Consider the following 21,743-nt stretch of genomic DNA (forward strand, 5'->3'; position numbering starts at 1 on the left):
CGCCAGGGAAGGTCACCACCGATGCCGACCAGCAACCCCGCCAAACCACTTGACGGGTTTCGGGTATTGGATTTCACCCAGAACGTGGCCGGGCCGCTGGCCGGGCAGGTGCTGGTCGACCTGGGGGCTGAAGTCATCAAGGTGGAGGCGCCCGGCGGTGAAGCGGCCCGTCAGATCACCTCGGTGTTACCCGGACGCCCGCCCCTGGCCACCTACTTTCTGCCCAACAATCGTGGCAAGAAGTCGGTGACGGTGGACCTAACCACCGAGCAGGCCAAGCAGCAGATGCTGCGGCTCGCGGACACCGCCGACGTTGTCTTGGAGGCGTTTCGGCCCGGCACCATGGAAAAGCTGGGCCTAGGCCCTGATGACTTGCGCTCTCGTAACCCCAACCTGATCTACGCGCGCCTAACCGCTTACGGCGGCAACGGCCCGCACGGCAGCCGGCCGGGAATCGACCTGGTGGTGGCCGCCGAGGCCGGCATGACCACCGGAATGCCCACGCCTGAGGGCAAGCCACAGATCATCCCATTTCAGCTCGTCGACAACGCCAGCGGTCACGTGCTGGCCCAGGCCGTGCTGGCCGCGCTGCTGCACCGCGAGCGGAACGGGGTGGCCGACGTCGTCCAGGTCGCGATGTACGACGTCGCGGTGGGACTACAAGCCAACCAGCTGATGATGCATCTCAATCGGGCCGCTAGCGACCAGCCGAAGCCTGAACCGGCACCGAAGGCCAAGCGGCGCAAGGGAGTCGGCTTCGCTACCCAGCCATCGGACGCGTTTCGCACCGCCGATGGGTACATCGTCATCAGCGCATATGTGCCCAAACACTGGCAGAAGCTGTGCTACCTCATCGGCCGGCCTGACCTCGTTGAAGATCAACGATTTGCCGAACAACGCTCCCGGTCGATCAACTACGCCGAGTTGACCGCCGAGTTGGAATTGGCACTGGCCAGCAAGACCGCCACCGAATGGGTCCAGTTGCTGCAGGCAAACGGCCTCATGGCCTGCCTCGCCCATACCTGGAAACAGGTCGTCGACACCCCCCTTTTCGCCGAGAACGACCTCACCCTGGAAGTCGGTCGCGGGGCGGACACCATCACGGTGATCCGCACACCGGCGCGCTACGCCAGCTTCCGCGCGGTCGTCACCGATCCCCCGCCCACCGCCGGCGAACACAATGCCGTGTTTCTGGCCCGGCCCTGACGCTGTGACCATTCCGAGGAGTCAACACATGAGCACCGCAGTCAACAGCTGCACCGAGGCGCCCGCATCGCGATCACAGTGGATGCTGGCTAATCTGCGGCACGATGTTCCCGCATCACTTGTCGTCTTCCTTGTTGCGTTGCCACTTTCGCTGGGGATCGCGATCGCCTCCGGGGCCCCGATAATCGCCGGTGTGATCGCCGCCGTCGTAGGCGGCATTGTCGCCGGGGCGGTCGGTGGGTCGCCGGTTCAGGTCAGCGGCCCGGCCGCGGGTCTGACCGTGGTGGTCGCCGAGCTGATCGATGAGCTCGGTTGGCCGATGCTGTGTCTGATGACGATCGCCGCGGGTGCACTGCAGATCGTGTTCGGCCTAAGTCGGATGGCGCGCGCCGCGCTGGCCATCGCCCCGGTCGTGGTGCACGCCATGCTGGCCGGCATCGGTATCACCATCGCGCTGCAGCAAATTCATGTTCTGCTCGGTGGTACGTCGCACAGCTCGGCGTGGCGGAACATCGTAGCGTTGCCGGACGGCATCCTCCATCACGAACTGCACGAAGTGATCGTCGGCGGGACGGTTATCGCGATCCTGTTGATGTGGTCAAAGCTGCCCGCCAAGGTGCGTATCATTCCCGGCCCACTGGTAGCCATCGCGGGCGCGACCGTGCTTGCGTTGCTACCCGTGCTACAAACCGAACGAATCGACCTGCAGGGCAACTTCTTCGACGCGATTGGCTTGCCCAAACTTGCCGAAATGTCCCCGGGAGGACAGCCGTGGTCTCATGAGATCAGCGCCATCGCGCTCGGTGTCCTCACCATTGCGCTGATCGCAAGCGTCGAATCGCTGCTGTCGGCGGTCGGTGTCGACAAGCTGCATCACGGCCCGCGCACCGACTTCAACCGGGAGATGGTCGGGCAGGGCAGCGCGAACGTGGTGTCCGGATTGCTCGGCGGGCTGCCCATCACCGGTGTCATCGTGCGCAGCTCGGCCAACGTGGCCGCCGGCGCCCGAACCCGGATGTCGACGATCCTGCACGGAGTGTGGATCCTGCTGTTTGCGTCACTGTTCACCAACCTGGTGGAACTGATTCCCAAGGCGGCGCTGGCCGGCCTGCTCATCGTGATCGGTGCCCAGCTGGTCAAGCTGGCGCACATCAAACTAGCTTGGCGCACAGGAAATTTCGTAATCTACGCCATCACCATCGTGTGTGTGGTGTTCCTCAATCTGCTGGAAGGCGTGGCCATCGGGCTGGTCGTGGCGATCGTATTCCTGTTGGTGCGGGTGGTACGCGCGCCCGTCGAGGTCAAGCCGGTCGGCGGCGAGCAGTCCAAGCGATGGCGGGTCGATATCGACGGCACGTTGAGCTTCCTGCTGCTGCCCCGCCTGACCACGGTGCTCTCGAAGCTGCCGGAAGGGTCGGAGGTGACGTTAAACCTGAACGCAGACTACATCGACGACTCCGTTTCCGAGGCCATCTCCGATTGGCGGCGCGCCCACGAGACGAGGGGCGGAGTGGTAGCGATCGTGGAAACGTCGCCGGCCAAACTGCACCACGCACACGCCCGACCACCGAAGCGCCACTTCGCGTCTGATCCGATTGGACTGGTTCCGTGGCGATCAGCGCGCGGCAAAGACCGCGGCAGCGCTTCGGTTCTCGACCGCATCGACGAGTATCACCGCAATGGCGCGGCCGTGCTGCACCCGCATATCGCCGGGCTGACCGATTCACAGGACCCGTATGAGCTGTTCCTCACCTGTGCCGACTCGCGGATTCTGCCGAACGTCATCACCGCCAGCGGCCCCGGCGACCTGTACACCGTCCGCAACCTCGGCAACCTGGTGCCGACCGATCCGGACGACCGATCGGTTGACGCGGCACTCGACTTCGCCGTCAACCAGCTCGGCGTCAGCTCGGTTGTCGTCTGCGGACATTCGTCGTGTGCTGCGATGACGGCGCTCCTGGAAGACGACCCGGCCAACACGACGACTCCCATGATGCGTTGGCTCGAGAATGCCCACGACAGCCTGGTGGTGTTCCGCAATCACCACCCGGCACGCCGCAGCGCCGAATCCGCCGGTTACCCCGAAGCCGACCAGCTGAGCATCGTAAACGTTGCCGTTCAGGTGGAAAGGCTGACCCGCCACCCGATCTTGGCGACCGCGGTCGCCGCTGCTGATCTACAGGTCATCGGCATATTCTTCGACATCTCGACCGCCCGGGTATACGAGGTGGGTCCGAACGGCATCATCTGCCCGGACGAGCCGGCCGACCGCCCCGTCGACCACGAATCAGCGCAGTAGCGCCCGCGACATCACTACCCGCTGAATCTGATTGGTGCCCTCATAGATCTGGGTGATCTTGGCGTCGCGCATAAACCGCTCGACCGGGAAGTCGGTGGTGTAGCCGGCGCCGCCGAACAGTTGTACGGCATCGGTGGTGACCTCCATCGCGACGTCGGAGGCGAAGCACTTCGAGGCCGCCGAAATGAAGCCCAGATCCGGCTCACCGCGTTCGGCGCGGGCGGCGGCGGAGTAAACCATCAGCCGAGCCGCCTCCACCTTCATCGCCATGTCGGCCAGCATGAACTGCACGGCCTGAAACGTACTGATCGACTCACCGAACTGCTTGCGGTCCTTGGTGTAGGCGATGGCAGCATCCAGCGCGCCCTGGGCGATACCCACGGCCTGCGCGCCAATCGTGGGACGGGTGTGGTCCAACGTGGCCAGCGCGGTCTTGAAACCGGTACCGGGCTCACCGATGATGCGATCGCCGGGGATGCGGCAGTTCTCGAAGTACAGCTCGGTGGTCGGTGACCCCTTGATCCCGAGCTTGCGTTCTTTCGGACCGACGGTGAACCCCTCGTCGTCCTTGTGCACCATGAACGCCGAGATGCCGTTGGCGCCCCGGTCGGGATCGGTCACCGCCATCACCGTGTACCAGGTCGACTTGCCGCCGTTGGTGATCCAGCACTTGGCGCCGTTGAGAATCCAGTGATCCCCATCGGCCTTGGCCCGCGTCCGCATGGACGCCGCGTCACTGCCGGCCTCGCGTTCACTCAATGCATAGGAAGCCATCGCCCCTTCGGCGGCCAACGCCGGCAGCACCTGCTTCTTCAGCTCCTCGGAGCCCCGCAGGATCAGGCCCATGGTGCCCAGCTTGTTGACCGCGGGGATCAACGACGCGGACGCGTCGACGCGGGCCACCTCTTCGATCACGATGCAGGTAGCTACCGAGTCGGCACCCTGACCGCCGTACTCCTCCGGAATGTGGACGGCGTTGAAACCGGAGGAATTGAGCGCCACTAGCGCTTCTTCGGGGAACCGCGCCTTCTCGTCCACCTCGGCGGCATGCGGAGCGATCTCCTTTTCCGCCAAAGCCCGTATCGCCGATCGCATTTCGTCGTGTTCCTCGGGCAGCTTGAACAGATCGAACGACGGGTTTCCGGCCCATCCAACCATCTTGGAGCCCTCCTAATCTCCGTGCTAGTCGCGGGTTAACTTACCCGCAAGCCGCTGCAGTTCCGCATCCTTGGCCGCCACGACGTCGGCCAGCCGGTCCTGGAATGCGACGATCCGGGCCCTCAGCTGGGGGTTGGCGGCTCCCAGCATCCGCACCGCCAGCAGTCCGGCATTACCGGCGCCCCCGATGGACACCGTGGCCACCGGAACCCCGGCCGGCATTTGCACGATCGACAGCAGGGAGTCAAGGCCGTCCAGCCTGCCCAGCGGTACCGGCACCCCGATCACCGGCAGCGGCGTCGCGGCGGCGACCATACCGGGCAAGTGCGCGGCCCCGCCCGCTCCGGCGATGATCACCTCGAGACCGCGCTCGGCCGCGCCGCGCGCATAACTGAACATCGCCTCAGGGGTGCGATGGGCCGAAACAACCCGAACCTCGGCCGGAATGTCGAACTCGGCCAGCGCCGCCGCAGCGTCGGCCATCACCGGCCAGTCGCTGTCGCTGCCCATGATCACCCCGACCCGGGGCCGCTCGCCGGCAGGAGTCATAGGCGCCGCTCCTCCTCATCGCTTCGTCCCCCGCACGCGGGTGGTACCCCCACTGCATCGTCGCTGGCGCGGTGTGGGTCCCATCCGTCAGTCCACCGCCCATGGGACAACCAGTGTGCCGCCAGCTCAGCGCGTTCACACAACTGGGCGACATCGGAGCCAAGGAAGTTGATATGCCCCACCTTGCGACCGGGTCGCTCGGCCTTGCCGTAGAGGTGAACCCGGGCGTCGGGCATTCGCGCAAACAGATGGTGCAGCCGCTCGTCGACGCTCATGGCCGGCGGCTGCGCGGCGCCGAGCACATTGGCCATCACCGTCACGGGCACCACGGCGTCGCTGTCGCCGAGCGGGTAGTCCAAGACCGCGCGCAGATGCTGCTCGAACTGGCTGGTGCGCGCCCCGTCGATGGTCCAGTGCCCGGAATTATGTGGCCGCATCGCGAGCTCGTTGACCAGCAACGCCCCGTCGGTCGTCTCGAACAGCTCGACGGCGAGCACGCCGACCACACCGAGTTCGTCGGCCAGCTGCAACGCCAACCGTTGCGCCGCGGTGGCCAGGTCGTCGGGCAGCGCCGGCGCCGGCGCGATCACCAGCACACACGTGCCGTCACGTTGCACCGTCTGGACCACCGGCCACGCCGCACCCTGGCCGAACGGCGAACGCGCCACCAGTGCCGACAGCTCGCGGCGCAGGTCCACCCGTTCCTCGACCAGCACCGCCACGCCGTCAGCCAGGCATTCGCGAGCGAAATCACGGGCATCCGCCACATCACGTGCCATCCGAACGCCCCGGCCGTCGTAACCCCCGCGCACTGCCTTGACCACGATCGGGGCGTCGACACGTGCGGCGAAGACGTCGATTTCGTCGGGGTCTTTGATGCCCGCGTAGCGGGGCACGGCGACGCCTGCTGCAGCCAGACGCTGCCGCATGACGAGTTTGTCCTGGGCGTGCACCAGCGCCTGCGGCGACGGTGCGACATTGACGCCATCGGCGACTAGCTTCTCCAACAGCTCGTTCGGGACGTGCTCGTGGTCAAAGGTCAGCACGTCGGCGCCGGCCGCAACGCGGCGCAAGGCGGCAAGATCGGTGTGCGAGCCGATCACCACGTTGGGGGTGACCTGCGCGGCAGGGTCATCTGCCGAGGTGACCAATACACGGAGGTTCTGCCCCAGCGCGATGGCAGCCTGATGGGTCATCCGGGCCAGCTGACCGCCACCGACCATCGCAACGAGGGGGGCAATGAACGAGGTGACCGCCGGGGTGCGTGAGCTCGCCACGGCCATCATGGTGTCACGGCATCTGACCGGCGTACTTGCCGGCCACGGCAGCCAAACCGTTACGTATCATTTTGCGTCGATTTTGTGTTCGTCCGTACACTCACTTGTTGTGTCCTTTGCCGATGCCACCATCGCGCGCCTTCCCGGGGTGGTCCAGCCCTATGCGCAGCGCCACCATGAGCTGATCAAATTTGCCATCGTCGGCGGCACCACATTCATCATCGACACAGCAATTTTCTACACCCTCAAGCTGACGGTTCTCGAACCCAAGCCGGTGACCGCGAAGGTGATCGCCGGCATCGTCGCCGTCATCGCGTCCTACGTGTTGAACAGGGAGTGGAGCTTCCGCGACCGCGGCGGTCGCGAGCGCCACCATGAGGCGCTGCTGTTCTTTGCGTTCAGCGGCGTGGGAGTGCTGCTGAGCATGGCGCCGTTGTGGTTTTCCAGCTACATCCTGCAGCTACGGGTGCCAACGGTGTCACTGACCATGGAAAACATCGCCGACTTCATCTCGGCCTACATTATTGGCAACTTGCTGCAAATGGCGTTCCGCTTCTGGGCGTTTCGGCGCTGGGTGTTCCCCGACGAGTTCGCCCGCAACCCCGACAAGGCCCTGGAATCCGCCCTTACCGCGGGCGGCATCGCCGAAGTCTTCGAGGACGTCTTGGAGGGCGGCTTCGAGGACGGCAACGTCACCCTGCTGCGGGCCTGGCGTAACCGGGCCAACCGGTTCGCTCAGCTGGGCGACTCGTCGGAGCCCAGGGTGTCGAAAACCTCGTGATACAGCAACGCATGCACCTCCCGCAGGCGCGGAATGTTGTAGAACTCGAGCGGATCTTGTGACGCGGACTCGATAATCAACGTCCCGGTGCGAAAAATCCGCTCGAAGATCCGGTCCCGGAACTCCACGCTGTTGATCCGTGCTAGCGGTATGTCGATCCCGCTGCGGGTCAGCACACCATGCCGGAACATCACCCGCCGGTTGGTCACCACGAAATGTGTGGTCAGCCAGCTCAGGAATGGCCACAGCGTGAGCCAGCCGACGATCACCAACCAGATCCCCCAGATGACCGCGTGAATCACGTTCTTAGCGATCTGCTGCCAAGGTGTCGAGTTGACGAATCCGGACCCGAACGCCGCCAACCCGGTCAGCAAGACCAGCACCACGACGGGCCAGATTAAGCGATTCCAGTGCGGATGGCGGTGCAGAACGACCTGCTCGCCAGCGGCCAGGACATTCTCCGGATAGCTCATGCCCGCGACCTTAATCTTTTGGGGACGCCAGCTCCGCGCGAGTTAACGCAAATGCACCACGTCGCCCGCTGAAACAACTACCGTTCGACCGCCGACGTCCAGACACAGCCGACCCTGGTCATCGATGTCACGCGCGATCCCGACGACGTCCTGGCCACCGGGGAGCTCGACGCGCACGCGCGACCCAATGGTCAGGCTGCGAGCACGGTAGTCGGCCGCCAGTTGTGGGTTGGCGTTGCGCCACTGGATGATCCGAGCTTCGAGCTCGCGCAACAGCCTGCTGGCTATGCGGTTGCGGTCCGGTGCCGCCACTCCGAGGTCCAGCAATGAGGTCGCGTCGGGATCAACCTCTTCGGGGGCCTGGGTGACGTTGAGTCCCACACCGAGTACCACAAACGGCTGCGCGACCTCGGCCAGGATGCCGGCTAACTTGCCACCCCGGGCCAGCACGTCATTGGGCCACTTGAGGCCCGTTTCGGCCGGCGGGACTGCAATCAGGGGGGCCACCGAATCGAGCACCGCCAGACCCGCGGCCAGTGACAGCCAGCCCCACGCTTGCACCGGGACGTCGACCACACGCACACCGACCGACAGGATGATCTGCGCTCGGGCAGTGGCCGCCCAGCCGCGGCCATGACGCCCCCGCCCAGCGGTCTGATGCTCGGCGATCAACACCACCCCGTCGATATCGGCCCCGGATGCCGCCCGGGCCAGCAAGTCGGCGTTGGTGGAACCGGTTTGGGCCACGACGTCAAGTTGGCGCCACCCGGATCCAGCACCGATCAGCTGGTCGCGCAGTGAGCGTTCGTCCAAAGGCGGCCTGAGCCGATCGCGGTCGGTCACCGCCCCAGCCTAAGGAAGTAGTGTGCGGCAGCCGATAACATCGACTCCCATGACAAGCGTTACCGACCGCTCGGCTCATTCCGCAGAGCGGTCCACCGAGCACACCATCGACATCCACACCACCGCGGGCAAGCTGGCGGAGCTGCACAAACGCAGGGAAGAGTCGCTGCACCCCGTCGGTGAGGATGCCGTCGAAAAAGTACACGCCAAGGGCAAGCTGACGGCTCGCGAGCGTATCTACGCGTTGCTGGATGAGGATTCGTTCGTCGAGCTGGACGCGCTGGCCAAACACCGCAGCACCAACTTCAATCTCGGTGAAAAACGCCCGCTCGGCGACGGCGTGGTCACCGGCTACGGCACCATCGACGGGCGCGACGTGTGCATCTTCAGCCAGGACGCCACGGTGTTTGGCGGCAGCCTTGGCGAGGTGTACGGCGAGAAAATCGTCAAGGTCCAGGAACTGGCGATCAAGACCGGCCGTCCGCTCATCGGCATCAACGACGGTGCTGGCGCGCGCATCCAGGAAGGTGTCGTCTCGCTGGGCCTGTACAGCCGTATCTTTCGCAACAACATCCTGGCCTCCGGCGTCATCCCGCAAATCTCGTTGATCATGGGAGCCGCCGCCGGTGGGCACGTCTACTCCCCCGCCCTGACCGACTTCGTGATCATGGTCGATCAGACCAGCCAGATGTTCATCACCGGGCCCGACGTCATCAAGACCGTCACCGGCGAGGAAGTCACCATGGAAGAACTCGGCGGCGCCCACACCCACATGGCCAAGTCGGGTACGGCACACTACGCCGCATCGGGCGAACAGGACGCCTTCGACTACGTTCGCGAGCTGCTGAGCTACCTGCCGCCCAACAACTCCACCGACGCGCCCCGATACCAAGCCGCAGCCCCGACAGGGCCCATCGAGGAGAACCTCACCGACGAGGACCTCGAATTGGATACGCTGATCCCGGACTCGCCCAACCAGCCCTATGACATGCACGAGGTGATCACCCGGCTCCTCGACGACGAATTCCTGGAGATACAGGCCGGTTACGCCCAAAACATCGTGGTGGGGTTCGGGCGCATCGACGGCCGGCCAGTCGGCATTGTCGCCAACCAGCCGACACACTTCGCCGGCTGCCTGGATATCAACGCCTCGGAGAAAGCGGCCCGGTTTGTGCGGACCTGCGACTGCTTCAATATCCCCATCGTCATGCTGGTGGACGTCCCGGGCTTCCTGCCGGGCACCGACCAGGAATACAACGGCATCATCCGGCGCGGCGCCAAGCTGCTCTACGCCTACGGCGAGGCCACCGTGCCAAAGATCACGGTCATCACCCGCAAGGCCTACGGCGGTGCGTACTGCGTTATGGGCTCCAAAGACATGGGCTGCGACGTCAACCTGGCGTGGCCGACCGCGCAGATCGCGGTGATGGGCGCCTCCGGCGCAGTGGGCTTCGTGTACCGCCAGCAGCTGGCCGAGGCCGCCGCCAACGGCGAGGACATCGACAAGCTGCGGCTGCGGCTCCAGCAGGAGTACGAGGACACACTGGTCAACCCGTACGTGGCCGCCGAACGCGGATACGTCGACGCGGTGATCCCGCCGTCGCATACTCGCGGCTACATCGGGACCGCGCTGCGGCTGCTGGAACGCAAGATCGCGCAGCTGCCGCCCAAAAAGCATGGGAACGTGCCCCTGTGAGTCGAGTGAGCGGAACGAACCTGTGAGTCGAGTGAGCGGAACGAACGAAGTGAGTGACGGGAACGAGACGAACAATCCGGCAGAAGTGAGTGACGGGAACGAGACGAACAATCCGGCAGAAGTGAGTGACGGGAACGAGACGAACAATCCGGCCCCTGTGAGTCGAGTGAGCGGAACGAACGAAGTGAGTGACGGGAACGAGACGAACAATCCGGCCCCTGTGAGTCGAGTGAGCGGAACGAACGAAGTGAGTGACGGGAACGAGACGAACAATCCGGCCCCTGTGACCGAGAAGCCGCTGCATCCGCACGAGCCCCACATCGAGATACTGCGGGGACAACCCACCGATCAGGAGCTGGCCGCGTTGATCGCGGTGCTGGGCAGTATCAGCGGTTCAACCCCGCCCGCGCAACCCGAGCCCACCCGGTGGGGGCTGCCGGTCGACCAGTTGCGGTACCCCGTCTTCAGTTGGCAGCGCATCACACTGCAAGAAATGACGCACATGCGCCGATGACCCGGCTGGTGCTCGGGTCCGCCTCCCCTGGCCGGCTCAAAGTCCTTCGTGATGCCGGCATTGAGCCGCTGGTCATCGCCTCGCACGTCGACGAGGATGTCGTCATCGCGGCGCTGGGGCCGGACGCGGTCCCGAGCGATGTGGTGTGCGTACTGGCCGCGGCAAAGGCCGCGCAGGTCGCGACCACGCTGACCGGAACGCAACGCATTGTGGCCGCGGATTGCGTTGTCGTTGCCTGTGATTCGATGCTCTACATCGAAGGCAGGCTACTCGGCAAGCCAGCGTCAATCGACGAGGCGCGCGAGCAGTGGCGGTCGATGGCGGGCCGGGCCGGCCAACTCTATACGGGCCACGGTGTTATCCGGTTGCAGGACAACAAAACCGTGTACCGTGCTGCTGAAACAGCAATAACCACAGTATATTTCGGAACACCTTCGGCCTCCGATCTGGAGGCTTACCTGGCCAGTGGGGAGTCGCTGCGGGTCGCGGGTGGATTCACCCTGGACGGTCTGGGCGGCTGGTTCATCGACGGCGTGCAGGGCAATCCGTCGAATGTGATCGGCTTGAGCCTGCCGTTGCTGCGGTCGCTCGTGCAGCGATGCGGGCTGTCCGTCGCCGCACTGTGGGCAGGAAATGCGGGCGGCCCAGCGCACAAGCAGCAGTAGCTTCGGACTGGGCCAGGTCGCCAGCGGTAGGCTCGATGATGTGCCGCTTCCCGCAGACCCTAGCCCCACCTTGTCGGCCTACGCCCATCCCGAACGGCTCGTGACCGCCGACTGGTTGTCGGCACACATGGGCGCGCCGGGCCTGGCGATCGTCGAATCCGACGAGGACGTCTTGCTCTACGACGTCGGCCATATTCCCGGCGCCGTCAAGATCGACTGGCACACCGACCTCAACGACCCACGGGTGCGCGACTACATCAACGGCGAGCAGTTCGCCGAATTGATGGACCGCAAGGGCATCGCCCGCGATGACACCGTGGTGATCTATGGCGACAAGAGCAATTGGTGGGCCGCCTATGCGTTGTGGGTGTTCACGCTGTTCGGTCACGCCGACGTGCGACTCCTCAACGGCGGCCGTGACCTCTGGCTCGCCGAGCGCCGGGAAACCACCTTGGACGTCCCGACCAAGACCTGCACCGGTTATCCCGTCGTGCAGCGCAACGATGCACCCATCCGCGCATTCAGAGACGACGTGCTGGCCATCCTGGGCGCTCAGCCGCTGATCGACGTACGCTCTCCCGAGGAGTACACCGGCAAGCGCACCCATATGCCCGATTACCCCGAGGAAGGGGCGCTGCGGGCCGGTCACATCCCCACGGCGGTGCACATTCCGTGGGGGAAGGCCGCCGACGAAAGTGGACGGTTTCGCAGCCGCGAGGAATTGGAACGGCTCTATGACTTCATAAACCCGGACGACCAAACCGTCGTCTATTGCCGCATCGGTGAACGCTCCAGCCATACCTGGTTCGTGCTCACACACCTGCTGGGCAAGGCAGATGTACGGAACTACGACGGCTCGTGGACCGAGTGGGGCAACGCCGTGCGAGTGCCGATCGTCGCGGGCGAAGAACCAGGAGTGGTACCCGTCGTATGACCGCGCCCGCGAGCCTGCCCGCGCCGCTAGCAGAGGTGGTATCCGACTTCGCCGAAGTCCAGGGTCAAGACAAGCTGAGGCTGTTGCTGGAATTCGCCAACGAGCTGCCGGCGCTTCCGTCGCACCTGGCCGAGTCCGCTATGGAGCCGGTCCCCGAGTGCCAGTCTCCGCTGTTTTTGCACGTCGACGCGAGTGACCCCAACCGGGTGCGCCTGCATTTCAGCGCGCCGGCCGAAGCGCCAACCACGCGCGGGTTCGCCTCGATCCTGGCCGCCGGCCTAGACGAGCAACCGGCCGCCGACATCTTGGCGGTGCCCGAGGATTTCTACACCGAGCTGGGTCTGGCTGCCTTGATCAGCCCACTGCGGTTGCGGGGAATGTCGGCGATGCTGGCCCGGATCAAGCGCCGGCTGCGCGAAGCGGACTGAATCGAGGAACCGCGTGAGCGGGTCAGCGGCGCGACGCTTAAACTTCCCCCGACAAGACTTGTAAGAAAATCTCTTAGAGACGAAGAATCAGCCCGACAGGAGGCGCAGTGGCTAGTCACGCCGGCTCGAGGATCGCTCGGATCTCTAAGGTTCTCGTCGCCAATCGCGGCGAGATCGCAGTGCGGGTGATCCGGGCGGCCCGCGACGCCGGCCTGCCCAGCGTGGCGGTGTACGCCGAACCCGACGCCGAGTCCCCGCATGTTCGGCTGGCCGACGAGGCGTTCGCGCTGGGCGGCCAGACCTCGGCGGAGTCCTATCTGGACTTCGCCAAGATCCTCGACGCGGCAGCCAAGTCCGGGGCCAACGCCATCCACCCCGGCTACGGCTTCCTAGCGGAAAATGCCGACTTCGCCCAGGCGGTGATCGACGCCGGCCTGATCTGGATCGGCCCCAGCCCGCAGTCGATCCGCGACCTGGGCGACAAGGTCACGGCCCGTCACATCGCGGCCCGCGCTCAGGCGCCCCTGGTGCCGGGTACCCCCGATCCGGTCAAAGGCGCCGACGAGGTGGTGGCATTCGCCGAGGAGTACGGCCTGCCGATCGCGATCAAGGCCGCCCACGGCGGCGGCGGCAAGGGCATGAAGGTGGCCCGCACCATCGACGAGATTCCGGAGCTGTACGAGTCGGCGGTGCGCGAGGCCACGGCCGCGTTCGGCCGCGGTGAGTGCTACGTGGAGCGCTATCTCGACAAGCCGCGCCACGTCGAAGCACAGGTGATCGCCGACCAGCACGGCAACGTCGTCGTCGCCGGCACCCGGGACTGCTCGCTGCAGCGCCGCTACCAGAAGCTGGTCGAGGAGGCGCCCGCACCGTTCCTGACCGACTTTCAACGCAAAGAGATCCACGACTCGGCCAAACGGATTTGCAAAGAGGCCCATTACCACGGCGCCGGCACCGTCGAATACCTGGTCGGTCAGGACGGCTTGATCTCGTTCTTGGAGGTCAACACGCGCCTTCAGGTAGAACACCCGGTCACCGAGGAAACCGCGGGCATCGACTTGGTGCTGCAGCAATTCCGGATCGCCAACGGCGAAAAGCTGGACATCACCGAGGATCCCACCCCGCGCGGGCACGCCATCGAATTCCGGATCAACGGCGAGGACGCGGGGCGTAACTTCCTACCGGCGCCCGGGCCGGTGACAAAGTTCCACCCGCCGTCCGGCCCCGGTGTGCGGGTGGACTCCGGTGTCGAGACCGGCTCGGTGATCGGCGGCCAGTTCGACTCGATGCTGGCCAAGCTGATCGTGCACGGTGCCGACCGCGCCGAGGCGCTGGCGCGGGCCCGGCGCGCGCTGAACGAGTTCGGTGTCGAAGGCCTGGCGACGGTCATCCCGTTTCACCGCGCCGTGGTGTCCGACCCGGCATTCATCGGCGACGCGAACGGCTTTTCGGTACATACCCGCTGGATCGAGACCGAGTGGAATAACACCATCGAGCCCTTTACCGACGGCGAACCTCTCGACGAGGACGCCCGGCCGCGTCAGAAGGTGGTCGTCGAAATCGACGGTCGCCGCGTCGAAGTCTCGCTGCCGGCTGATCTCGCGCTGTCCAATGGCGGCGGTTGCGACCCGGTCGGTGTCATCCGGCGCAAGCCCAAGCCGCGCAAGCGGGGTGCGCACACCGGCGCGGCGGCCTCCGGTGACGCGGTGACCGCGCCTATGCAGGGCACCGTAGTTAAGTTCGCGGTCGAAGAAGGGCAAGAGGTCGTGGCCGGCGACCTAGTGGTGGTCCTCGAGGCGATGAAGATGGAAAACCCGGTCACCGCGCATAAGGATGGCACCATCACCGGGCTGGCGGTCGAGGCGGGCGCGGCCATCACCCAGGGCACGGTGCTCGCCGAGATCAAGTAAGCCCGGCGGCTACTCCAACTGATCCCGTAGCCGTGCCAATGACTTGGCCAGCAGCCGCGACACGTGCATCTGTGAGATACCGACGCGCTCGGCGATCTGCGTTTGGGTCATCGAGTCGAAGAACCTGAGCACCAAGACCGTTCGTTCCCGCTCGGGCAACGCCTCGAGCAACGGACGAAGCACCTCCCGATTCTCGATCTGGTCAAGACCCGCATCCACGTCGCCCAGGGTGTCTGTGATTGCGCGGGCATCGTCGTCGCTGCCGCCACCGCTGTCGATGGACAAGGTGTGGTAGGAACTACCCGCCAGCAAACCTTCGATAACCTCAGCGCGGTCCATCCCGAGCTCCGCGGCGAGCTCCGATGCCGACGGCGCCCGCCCGAGCCGCTGCGACAAATCGGCGGTGGCGGTACCTAGCCGCAGATGCAGTTCCTTGAGACGCCGGGGAACCTTGACCGACCAGCTGTTGTCGCGGAAGTGTCGTCGGACCTCGCCCATGATGGTAGGAACCGCGAAGGAGACGAAGTCCGACCCGGTCTTCACGTCGAAGCGAACCGCGGCGTTGACCAGCCCGACCCGCGCGACCTGAATAAGGTCGTCACGCGGTTCGCCGCGACCCTCGAACCGCCGCGCGATGTGATCGGCCAGCGGCAAGCACCGCTGAACGATCTTGTCCCGGTGCCGCTGGAATTCCGGTGAGCCGGCAGGCAAACCAACCAGCTCGCGAAACATCTCCGGAACGTCGGCGTATTCGTTAGCTCGCGATGCAGAACCGCCGGCAGCGCGCGCCGTCACCTGCTGGATGCCGCCCGTCGGGCGGTCAACGTGATGCCGAAGACACTGCCGGCTACATCGGGCTGGCGACCGTCGTGGAAGGTCTGGACGTCGTCGGCCAGCGCGGTCAGGACATGCCAGCTAAAGCTGCCCGGTGCCACCACGTCGTGGGTGTCGCAGGCAGCAGAAGCCTCCACCACAACTTCGTCTTTTCGCGGATCGACCACCAGGCGCAGGGTGGCATCCGGCAAGGCCGAGCGAATCAACCGGGTGCACACCTCGTCCACCGCCAACCTCAGGTCGGCCACGGCGTCGAAATCCAGGTCCTCGAAGGTGCCGATGGCGCCGACCAGGGTGCGCAGCAGCGCCAGGTTCTCCAGGCGGGCAGCAACGTTCAGCTCGACGGCGCGGACACCGCGTTGGCGCCCCTTGGTGGGTAAATCCGAGTCGGCCATGCACCCTCCCGGCAAGCTTCGATCGACAGTACTCCCGCCTTGGGTCTGGTCTTCGAGCTGGTCGGTCATGGTCGGACCTGCTGGTAGTGGGGATCTAACGCAACATGGTCGGGATTCATCATGGTGTACCCGTGATACCCATTCGCAGCTGCCGGTGAAACCCCGCGATGCCGGGATTTCCAGCCGCACTAGGATGTCTAGCCGGCCAGCCGCTGCCGCCGGACTTCGGGATGTTCGGTATACCAGCGATCGGCAATCTTGCGTATCCGCCGATGCTCGAACGCTAGCCACGCCAAACCAACCACTGTGACGACAATCGCCACCACACCAAAGGTCATGCCCTCGGCGTGATGTCCGGTGCCGAAAGCCGCAAGAGCTCCGACGCCGCCGACGACACCGGCCACAATCAACAGATACCCAGGCCAATGCACCACGTCGATCAGCGACTCGCCGGCAAGCGGCCGCGTCGTCCGCAAGTGGTCGACGGGGTCACGATAGGTGTCGCCCATGGCCTCCTCCGTTTCCGTCCTATTCCGCCATTTCTGCCCATTACCAGGCACTACCATCAACGGTAGAACTCGTCGAACGGGTTGTGGAGGGATCTGACCCATTTATTTGTTGACCGCGGCCGACCTGGCCGACGGCTCACGGCGCCATGACCGGGCCGGCGATCGGTGGGACGCCTATGCAGAGCGTCAGCACCATCAGCGTCAACAAAAACCAGCCGGCGCCGTGCCATCCCCACCAGGTACCTTCCGCACGCCATACCCGGTAGGTGCGCAGAAACGCCCACAGCCCGGCCGCACACAGGATCAGCGGGCCCCCCAGCGCCAGCAGGATCCGCTGGGGCGGGCCGCAGGCCGCGGTGTCGACGCCGCTGCACGTGCTGACCAACAACGCTCCCATAATGAGGAAACCGACCCCGACGACAGCGGCCACAACAGCAAACCGAATCGCCGAGTGCACCTCGCTGTCATCCCGGCCTAGCCGATCGCCGCGTGACGGCCCACCTACTTCGTGCATCGGCGAATCTCCATCCCGCTCTTGGCGGCTGCCTTACGTCACCACCGGTAACGCGCTGCGCACCGCGGCTATCGCGGCGTCGATCTCGGCGGTTGAAACCGTCAGCGGTGGACGGAATCGCACGGTGTCTGCACCGGCCGGCAACACAATCACCGCACGTTGCCACAGCTGGCGGATCAACTCGTCACGGTCGGCGGTGGTCGGCAGGCTAAACGCACACATCAGCCCGCGGCCGCGCGGATCGAGAACCACTGCCGGGAAGTCCGCGGCGAGTTCGTCAAGCCGGGCGCGCAGATACTTACCGTGCTGCACCGCCCGCTCGAACAGGCCCTCGGCTTCGATGACCTCCAAGATGCGGCGGGCGCGCACCATGTCGGTAAGATTGCCACCCCATGTCGAGTTGAGCCGTGATGGGACCGCGAACACATTGTCGGCGACCTCGTCCACCCGCCGACCGGCCATCACTCCGCATACCTGCGTCTTCTTGCCGAACGCCACGATGTCGGGTGCGACATCCAACTGCTGGTATGCCCAGGCGGTTCCGGTCAACCCGCAGCCGGTCTGTACTTCGTCGAAGATCAGCAGTGCATCAAACTCGTCGCACAGCTCGCGCATCGCAGCGAAAAACTCCGGGCGGAAATGGCGGTCGCCACCCTCGCCCTGGATGGGTTCGGCCACAAAACACGCGATGTCGTGCGGGCGGGTCTCGAATGCCGCGCGGGCCTGGCGTAGCGCCTCGGCCTCTAGCGCGGCCATAGCGGGCTCATCCAGGCCGGGCCGCATGTACGGCGCATCGATGCGTGGCCAGTCGAATTTCGGGAACCGGGCGGTAATGGTCGGCTTGGTGTTGGTCAGCGACAGGGTATAGCCGCTGCGGCCGTGAAATGCCCCGCGCAGGTGGAGCACTTGAGTGCCCAGCGCCGGGTCGATCCCATGGGCTTGGTTGTGCCGACTCTTCCAGTCGAACGCGGCTTTGAGCGCGTTCTCCACCGCCAGGGCGCCCCCTTCGACGAAGAACAGATGCGGCAGCGCCGGGTCGCCCAAGACACGGGCGAAGGTCTCGACGAAGCGGGCCATCGCCACCGAGTACACGTCGGAATTGCTGGGCTTGTTCAGCGCGGCCTGCATGAGTTCGGCATGGAACTCCCGGTCGTCCACCAGCGCCGGGGGATTCATACCCAGTGCCGAGGAGGCAACGAATGTGAACATGTCCAGGTAGCGCCGACCCGTTATAGCGTCGACCAGATATGAACCGCCCGAACGGGTCAGATCGAGCACTATGTCCAGACCGTCGACCAGCATGCTGCGCCCTAGCACCTCATGAACCCGGTCTGGTGTTGTTGGTCTACCGGCAAGAGCGACGGACTTCACGACGGCGGCCATGACGCTATGATAGCAGGATTTACGGAATATTGATATTTATGCTGGAAAAATTATGGTATATGCTGCCTATCGCTGTAAAAAGTGTTCAGAATGATCGTGCTTCGCGTCCGCACGTTCGCCGTTGTCCGGATCCGTTGCAACAGGTCCTCGAGCGCCCGTGCGGACGCGACGCGCACCAGCAAGACGTAGCTCTCTTCGCCGGCCACCGAGTAACAGGACTCGACCTCCTCGATATGTTCTAGGCGCGCGGGGGCATCATCTGGTTGAGACGGATCAAGAGGAGTGATAGCCACGAACGCCGACAACAAATGCCCAACCGCCTCGGGATTGATTCGCGCCGAATATCCCTGGACCACACCACGAGACTCCAGCCGGCGCACTCGCGATTGGACCGCCGAGACCGACAGCCCGGCTCGCGTGGCCAACTCTGACAGCGTCGCACGTCCGTCGGCGGCCAGTTCGCGCACCAGGATCCGATCGATATCGTCGAGCGCCTCGTTCATGGCCGGAGACTATCGCAACGGCAGTGCCGCATGAGCCGCTCGAAAAGACTGCAGACTGGCCAGCTGCGCGCGCGCTTCGCCGCCGGGTTGTCAGCCATGTACGCCGCTGAGGTGCCCGCCTACGGCACGCTGGTCGAGGTATGCGCACAAGTCAACTCCGATTACCTGACCCGGCATCGGCGAGCCGAGCGGCTGGGGTCGCTTCAGCGCGTCACCGCCGAGCGCCACGGCGCCATCCGAGTGGGCAACCCGGCCGAACTCGCTGCGGTCGCCGACCTGTTCGCCGCGTTCGGGATGCTGCCGGTCGGCTACTACGATCTGCGCACCGCTGAGTCACCAATTCCAGTGGTGTCCACCGCATTTCGCCCAATCGATGCGAACGAGCTGGCACACAACCCGTTTCGGGTGTTCACCTCGATGCTGGCCATCGAGGATCGGCGGTACTTCGATGCCGACCTACGCACCCGAGTGCAGACCTTCCTCGCGCGCCGGCAACTCTTTGACCCCGCGTTGCTCGCCCAGGCGCGGGCAATCGCGGCTGACGGCGGCTGCGATGCCGACGACGCACCGGCTTTCGTCGCCGCGGCGGTGGCCGCGTTTGCGCTGTCGCGGGAACCGGTCGAGAAATCCTGGTACGACGAGTTGTCCAGGGTGTCGGCGGTGGCCGCTGATATCGCTGGAGTCGGCTCCACACACATCAACCATCTGACGCCTCGGGTGCTCGACATAGACGATCTGTACCGTCGGATGACCGAGCGCGGCATCACCATGATCGACACCATCCAAGGCCCTCCCCGCACCGACGGACCCGATGTGTTGTTGCGGCAAACCTCATTTCGCGCGCTGGCCGAACCACGCATGTTTCGCGACGAGGACGGTACCGTGACGCCGGGAATCCTGCGGGTGCGGTTCGGTGAGGTCGAGGCGCGCGGTGTCGCGCTGACCCCGCGAGGGCGCGAACGCTACGAAGCCGCGATGGCGGCCGCAGATCCGGCCGCGGTCTGGGCCACTCACTTTCCCTCGACGGATGCGGAGATGGCCGCTCAAGGCTTGGCCTACTACCGAGGTGGTGACCCGTCAGCGCCGATCGTCTACGAAGACTTCCTGCCCGCTTCGGCCGCGGGCATCTTCCGCTCCAACCTGGATCGCGACTCGCAAACCGGTGACGGACCCGACGATGCCGGCTACAACGTCGATTGGTTGGCCGGGGCAATCGGCCGACACATTCACGACCCGTATGCGCTCTATGACGCGCTCGCCCAGGAGGAGCGGCGCTGATAACCACTGACGCGTTACGAGCCCAGGTGCTCGAAGCCTGCCAAGCGATCGGCGTAACCGCCGCCCTTGGCGAGCCGGGCGAACACAGCCTGCCCGCGAGCACACCGATCACCGGCGACGTGCTGTTCAGCATCGCACCGACCACCCCGGAGCAGGCCGACCACGCGATCGCCGCGGCGGCCGCAACATTTACGGCATGGCGAAGCACGCCGGCCCCGGTGCGCGGCGCGCTCGTGGCCCGGCTCGGCGAGCTGCTCACCGCACACCAGCAGGACCTCGCGACACTGGTCACAGTCGAAGTAGGCAAGATCACCGCCGAGGCGCGCGGCGAAGTGCAGGAAATGATCGACGTCTGCCAGTTCTCGGTGGGTCTGTCACGCCAGCTCTACGGCCGCACCATCGCGTCAGAGCGCGCTGGGCACCGGCTCCTGGAAACCTGGCATCCGCTGGGAGTGGTGGGCGTGATCACCGCGTTCAACTTCCCGGTCGCGGTCTGGGCGTGGAACACCGCGGTGGCACTGGTCTGCGGCGACACGGTGGTGTGGAAACCCTCGGAGCTGACGCCGTTGACGGCGCTGGCCTGCCAGGCGCTGCTCAGTCGGGCCGCCGCTGATGTCGGCGCGCCGGCCGCGGTGGGCGGCCTGCTGTTGGGCGGCGCCGAGCGTGGTGCGCAACTCGTCGACGACCCGCGGGTTGCGTTGTTGTCGGCGACGGGTTCGGTGCGGATGGGCCAGCAGGTCGGTCCACGCGTCGCCCGGCGCTTCGGGCGGGTGCTGCTGGAGTTGGGCGGCAACAACGCGGCCATTGTGGCGCCGTCGGCCGACCTGGAGCTGGCGGTGCGCGGCATCGTGTTCGCCGCGGCCGGCACCGCAGGTCAGCGCTGCACCAGCCTGCGCCGGCTGATCGTGCACCGCTCGGTGGCTGACGATGTGGTGGCACGCGTCGTCGGCGCCTATCGCCAGCTGGCGATCGGTGACCCGTCGGCCCCGGACACGCTGGTAGGCCCACTCATCCACGAGGCCGCCTACCGCGACATGGTGGCAGCGCTCGAGCGGGCACGCACCGACGGCGGCGAGGTCATCGGCGGTGATCGTCGCGAGGTGGGCTCACCGGGCGCCTACTATGTCGCGCCCGCTGTGGTCCGAATGCCGTCCCAGACCGCCATCGTGGCGACCGAAACGTTCGCACCAATCCTGTACGTGCTCACCTACGACGACCTCGACGAGGCGATAGCCCTCAACAACGCGGTACCACAAGGGCTTTCGTCGTCGATCTTCACGACCGACCTGCGTGAGGCCGAGCACTTCCTCGACCAGTCCGACTGCGGTATCGCCAACGTCAACATCGGGACGTCGGGAGCGGAGATCGGTGGTGCCTTCGGCGGCGAGAAGCAGACCGGCGGCGGCCGCGAGTCCGGGTCCGACGCGTGGAAGGCCTACATGCGCCGGGCCACCAACACCGTCAACTACTCGAGCGAGCTGCCGCTGGCGCAGGGCGTGAAGTTCGGGTAACCATGCCCGTGGGTGCGTCTGGGCATCATCGACGCGCGCTTGGGGTTGGGCGGGGTGGAATTCATCCATTTCATTCAGTGCCC

22 protein-coding genes and 1 other annotated feature are annotated in these 21,743 nt (G+C 65.4%); of the genes, 11 read left to right on the top strand and 11 right to left on the bottom strand.

The window, feature by feature from the left end; translation table 11 throughout:
- Positions 1-21 precede the first annotated feature (21 nt).
- Entirely contained in the window at positions 22-1,206 is a 1,185-nt protein-coding gene (locus Rv3272) for a hypothetical protein (protein ID NP_217789.1), read from the top strand.
- A gap of 4 nt (positions 1,207-1,210) precedes the next feature.
- Complete coding sequence (locus Rv3273) at positions 1,211-3,505, top strand: transmembrane carbonic anhydrase (RefSeq protein ID NP_217790.1); 2,295 nt, start codon at positions 1,211-1,213, stop codon at positions 3,503-3,505.
- Here the strand turns inward: Rv3273 and fadE25 are convergent.
- From fadE25 to purK, 3 genes are all read right to left on the bottom strand, one after another.
- Positions 3,494-4,663: an acyl-CoA dehydrogenase gene (fadE25, locus tag Rv3274c; protein NP_217791.1), complete on the bottom strand. Its 1,170-nt coding sequence runs from the start codon at positions 4,661-4,663 to the stop codon at positions 3,494-3,496. The genes Rv3273 and fadE25 overlap by 12 nt on opposite strands.
- Before the next feature lie 24 nt (positions 4,664-4,687).
- Complete coding sequence (gene purE, locus Rv3275c; protein NP_217792.1) at positions 4,688-5,212, bottom strand: 5-(carboxyamino)imidazole ribonucleotide mutase; 525 nt, start codon at positions 5,210-5,212, stop codon at positions 4,688-4,690.
- Complete coding sequence (gene purK, locus Rv3276c; protein ID NP_217793.1) at positions 5,209-6,498, bottom strand: 5-(carboxyamino)imidazole ribonucleotide synthase; 1,290 nt, start codon at positions 6,496-6,498, stop codon at positions 5,209-5,211. The genes purE and purK overlap by 4 nt, the downstream gene beginning before the upstream one ends.
- Positions 5,232-5,289: a repeat region (58 bp Mycobacterial Interspersed Repetitive Unit,Class III), on the bottom strand. Its footprint overlaps the gene before it by 58 nt.
- Here purK and Rv3277 point away from each other — a divergent pair.
- The gene (locus Rv3277) at positions 6,452-7,270 is read left to right on the top strand and encodes a transmembrane protein (protein NP_217794.1); all 819 of its coding nucleotides are present in this window, start codon (positions 6,452-6,454) and stop codon (positions 7,268-7,270) included. The two genes, purK and Rv3277, sit on opposite strands and share 47 nt — an antisense overlap.
- Here the strand turns inward: Rv3277 and Rv3278c are convergent.
- Together Rv3278c and birA are read right to left on the bottom strand one after the other, a co-directional pair.
- Complete coding sequence (locus Rv3278c; RefSeq protein ID NP_217795.1) at positions 7,225-7,743, bottom strand: transmembrane protein; 519 nt, start codon at positions 7,741-7,743, stop codon at positions 7,225-7,227. The two genes, Rv3277 and Rv3278c, sit on opposite strands and share 46 nt — an antisense overlap.
- Before the next feature lie 42 nt (positions 7,744-7,785).
- Complete coding sequence (gene birA / locus Rv3279c; protein NP_217796.1) at positions 7,786-8,586, bottom strand: bifunctional biotin operon repressor/biotin--[acetyl-CoA-carboxylase] synthetase; 801 nt, start codon at positions 8,584-8,586, stop codon at positions 7,786-7,788.
- A gap of 49 nt (positions 8,587-8,635) precedes the next feature.
- Here birA and accD5 point away from each other — a divergent pair, with 49 nt between their 5' ends.
- From accD5 to accA3, 6 genes are all read left to right on the top strand, one after another.
- Complete coding sequence (gene accD5 / locus Rv3280) at positions 8,636-10,282, top strand: propionyl-CoA carboxylase subunit beta (protein NP_217797.1); 1,647 nt, start codon at positions 8,636-8,638, stop codon at positions 10,280-10,282.
- Positions 10,263-10,796, top strand: coding sequence for a bifunctional protein acetyl-/propionyl-CoAcarboxylase subunit epsilon AccE (accE5, locus tag Rv3281; protein ID NP_217798.1), 534 nt, complete (start codon positions 10,263-10,265; stop codon positions 10,794-10,796). Before accD5 ends, accE5 begins: the two co-directional genes overlap by 20 nt.
- A complete protein-coding gene (locus tag Rv3282) occupies positions 10,793-11,461 on the top strand; it encodes a hypothetical protein (RefSeq protein ID NP_217799.1) in 669 nt (222 codons plus the stop codon). The genes accE5 and Rv3282 overlap by 4 nt, the downstream gene beginning before the upstream one ends.
- Positions 11,462-11,501: 40 nt before the next feature.
- Positions 11,502-12,395: a thiosulfate sulfurtransferase SseA gene (sseA, locus tag Rv3283; protein NP_217800.1), complete on the top strand. Its 894-nt coding sequence runs from the start codon at positions 11,502-11,504 to the stop codon at positions 12,393-12,395.
- Complete coding sequence (locus tag Rv3284) at positions 12,392-12,823, top strand: hypothetical protein (protein ID NP_217801.1); 432 nt, start codon at positions 12,392-12,394, stop codon at positions 12,821-12,823. The genes sseA and Rv3284 overlap by 4 nt, the downstream gene beginning before the upstream one ends.
- A gap of 107 nt (positions 12,824-12,930) precedes the next feature.
- Positions 12,931-14,733 carry a bifunctional protein acetyl-/propionyl-CoA carboxylase subunit alpha AccA gene (accA3, locus tag Rv3285; protein NP_217802.1) on the top strand — a complete coding sequence of 601 codons (1,803 nt, stop codon included), beginning with the start codon at positions 12,931-12,933 and terminating at the stop codon, positions 14,731-14,733.
- Positions 14,734-14,742: 9 nt separating this feature from the next.
- Here accA3 and sigF read toward each other — a convergent pair whose 3' ends face one another.
- The 6 genes from sigF to lrpA all read right to left on the bottom strand — a co-directional run bounded on the left by sigF (position 14,743) and on the right by lrpA (position 18,871).
- Positions 14,743-15,528, bottom strand: a complete 786-nt coding sequence (gene sigF / locus Rv3286c; RefSeq protein NP_217803.1) for an RNA polymerase sigma factor SigF — start codon at positions 15,526-15,528, stop codon at positions 14,743-14,745.
- A complete protein-coding gene (rsbW, locus tag Rv3287c; protein NP_217804.4) occupies positions 15,525-15,962 on the bottom strand; it encodes an anti-sigma factor RsbW in 438 nt (145 codons plus the stop codon). The genes sigF and rsbW overlap by 4 nt, the downstream gene beginning before the upstream one ends.
- Before the next feature lie 197 nt (positions 15,963-16,159).
- Positions 16,160-16,573 carry a hypothetical protein gene (usfY, locus tag Rv3288c; protein NP_217805.1) on the bottom strand — a complete coding sequence of 138 codons (414 nt, stop codon included), beginning with the start codon at positions 16,571-16,573 and terminating at the stop codon, positions 16,160-16,162.
- 34 nt (positions 16,574-16,607) lie between these two features.
- On the bottom strand, positions 16,608-16,985 hold the full coding sequence (locus Rv3289c) for a transmembrane protein (protein ID NP_217806.1): 378 nt from the start codon (positions 16,983-16,985) through the stop codon (positions 16,608-16,610).
- 33 nt (positions 16,986-17,018) lie between these two features.
- The gene (gene lat, locus Rv3290c) at positions 17,019-18,368 is read right to left on the bottom strand and encodes an L-lysine-epsilon aminotransferase (RefSeq protein NP_217807.1); all 1,350 of its coding nucleotides are present in this window, start codon (positions 18,366-18,368) and stop codon (positions 17,019-17,021) included.
- A gap of 50 nt (positions 18,369-18,418) precedes the next feature.
- Positions 18,419-18,871: a transcriptional regulator LrpA gene (gene lrpA, locus Rv3291c; protein NP_217808.1), complete on the bottom strand. Its 453-nt coding sequence runs from the start codon at positions 18,869-18,871 to the stop codon at positions 18,419-18,421.
- A 30-nt stretch (positions 18,872-18,901) separates the two neighbouring features.
- On the opposite strand from lrpA, the gene Rv3292 reads away from it, so the two are divergent.
- Positions 18,902-20,149 (top strand): hypothetical protein, encoded by a 1,248-nt coding sequence (locus Rv3292; RefSeq protein NP_217809.1) that lies wholly within the window; start codon positions 18,902-18,904, stop codon positions 20,147-20,149.
- A 26-nt stretch (positions 20,150-20,175) separates the two neighbouring features.
- Positions 20,176-21,660: a piperideine-6-carboxylic acid dehydrogenase gene (gene pcd, locus Rv3293; RefSeq protein YP_177953.1), complete on the top strand. Its 1,485-nt coding sequence runs from the start codon at positions 20,176-20,178 to the stop codon at positions 21,658-21,660.
- Positions 21,661-21,743 lie beyond the last annotated feature (83 nt).

Source organism: Mycobacterium tuberculosis H37Rv, assembly GCF_000195955.2.
Lineage (GTDB): Bacteria > Actinomycetota > Actinomycetes > Mycobacteriales > Mycobacteriaceae > Mycobacterium > Mycobacterium tuberculosis.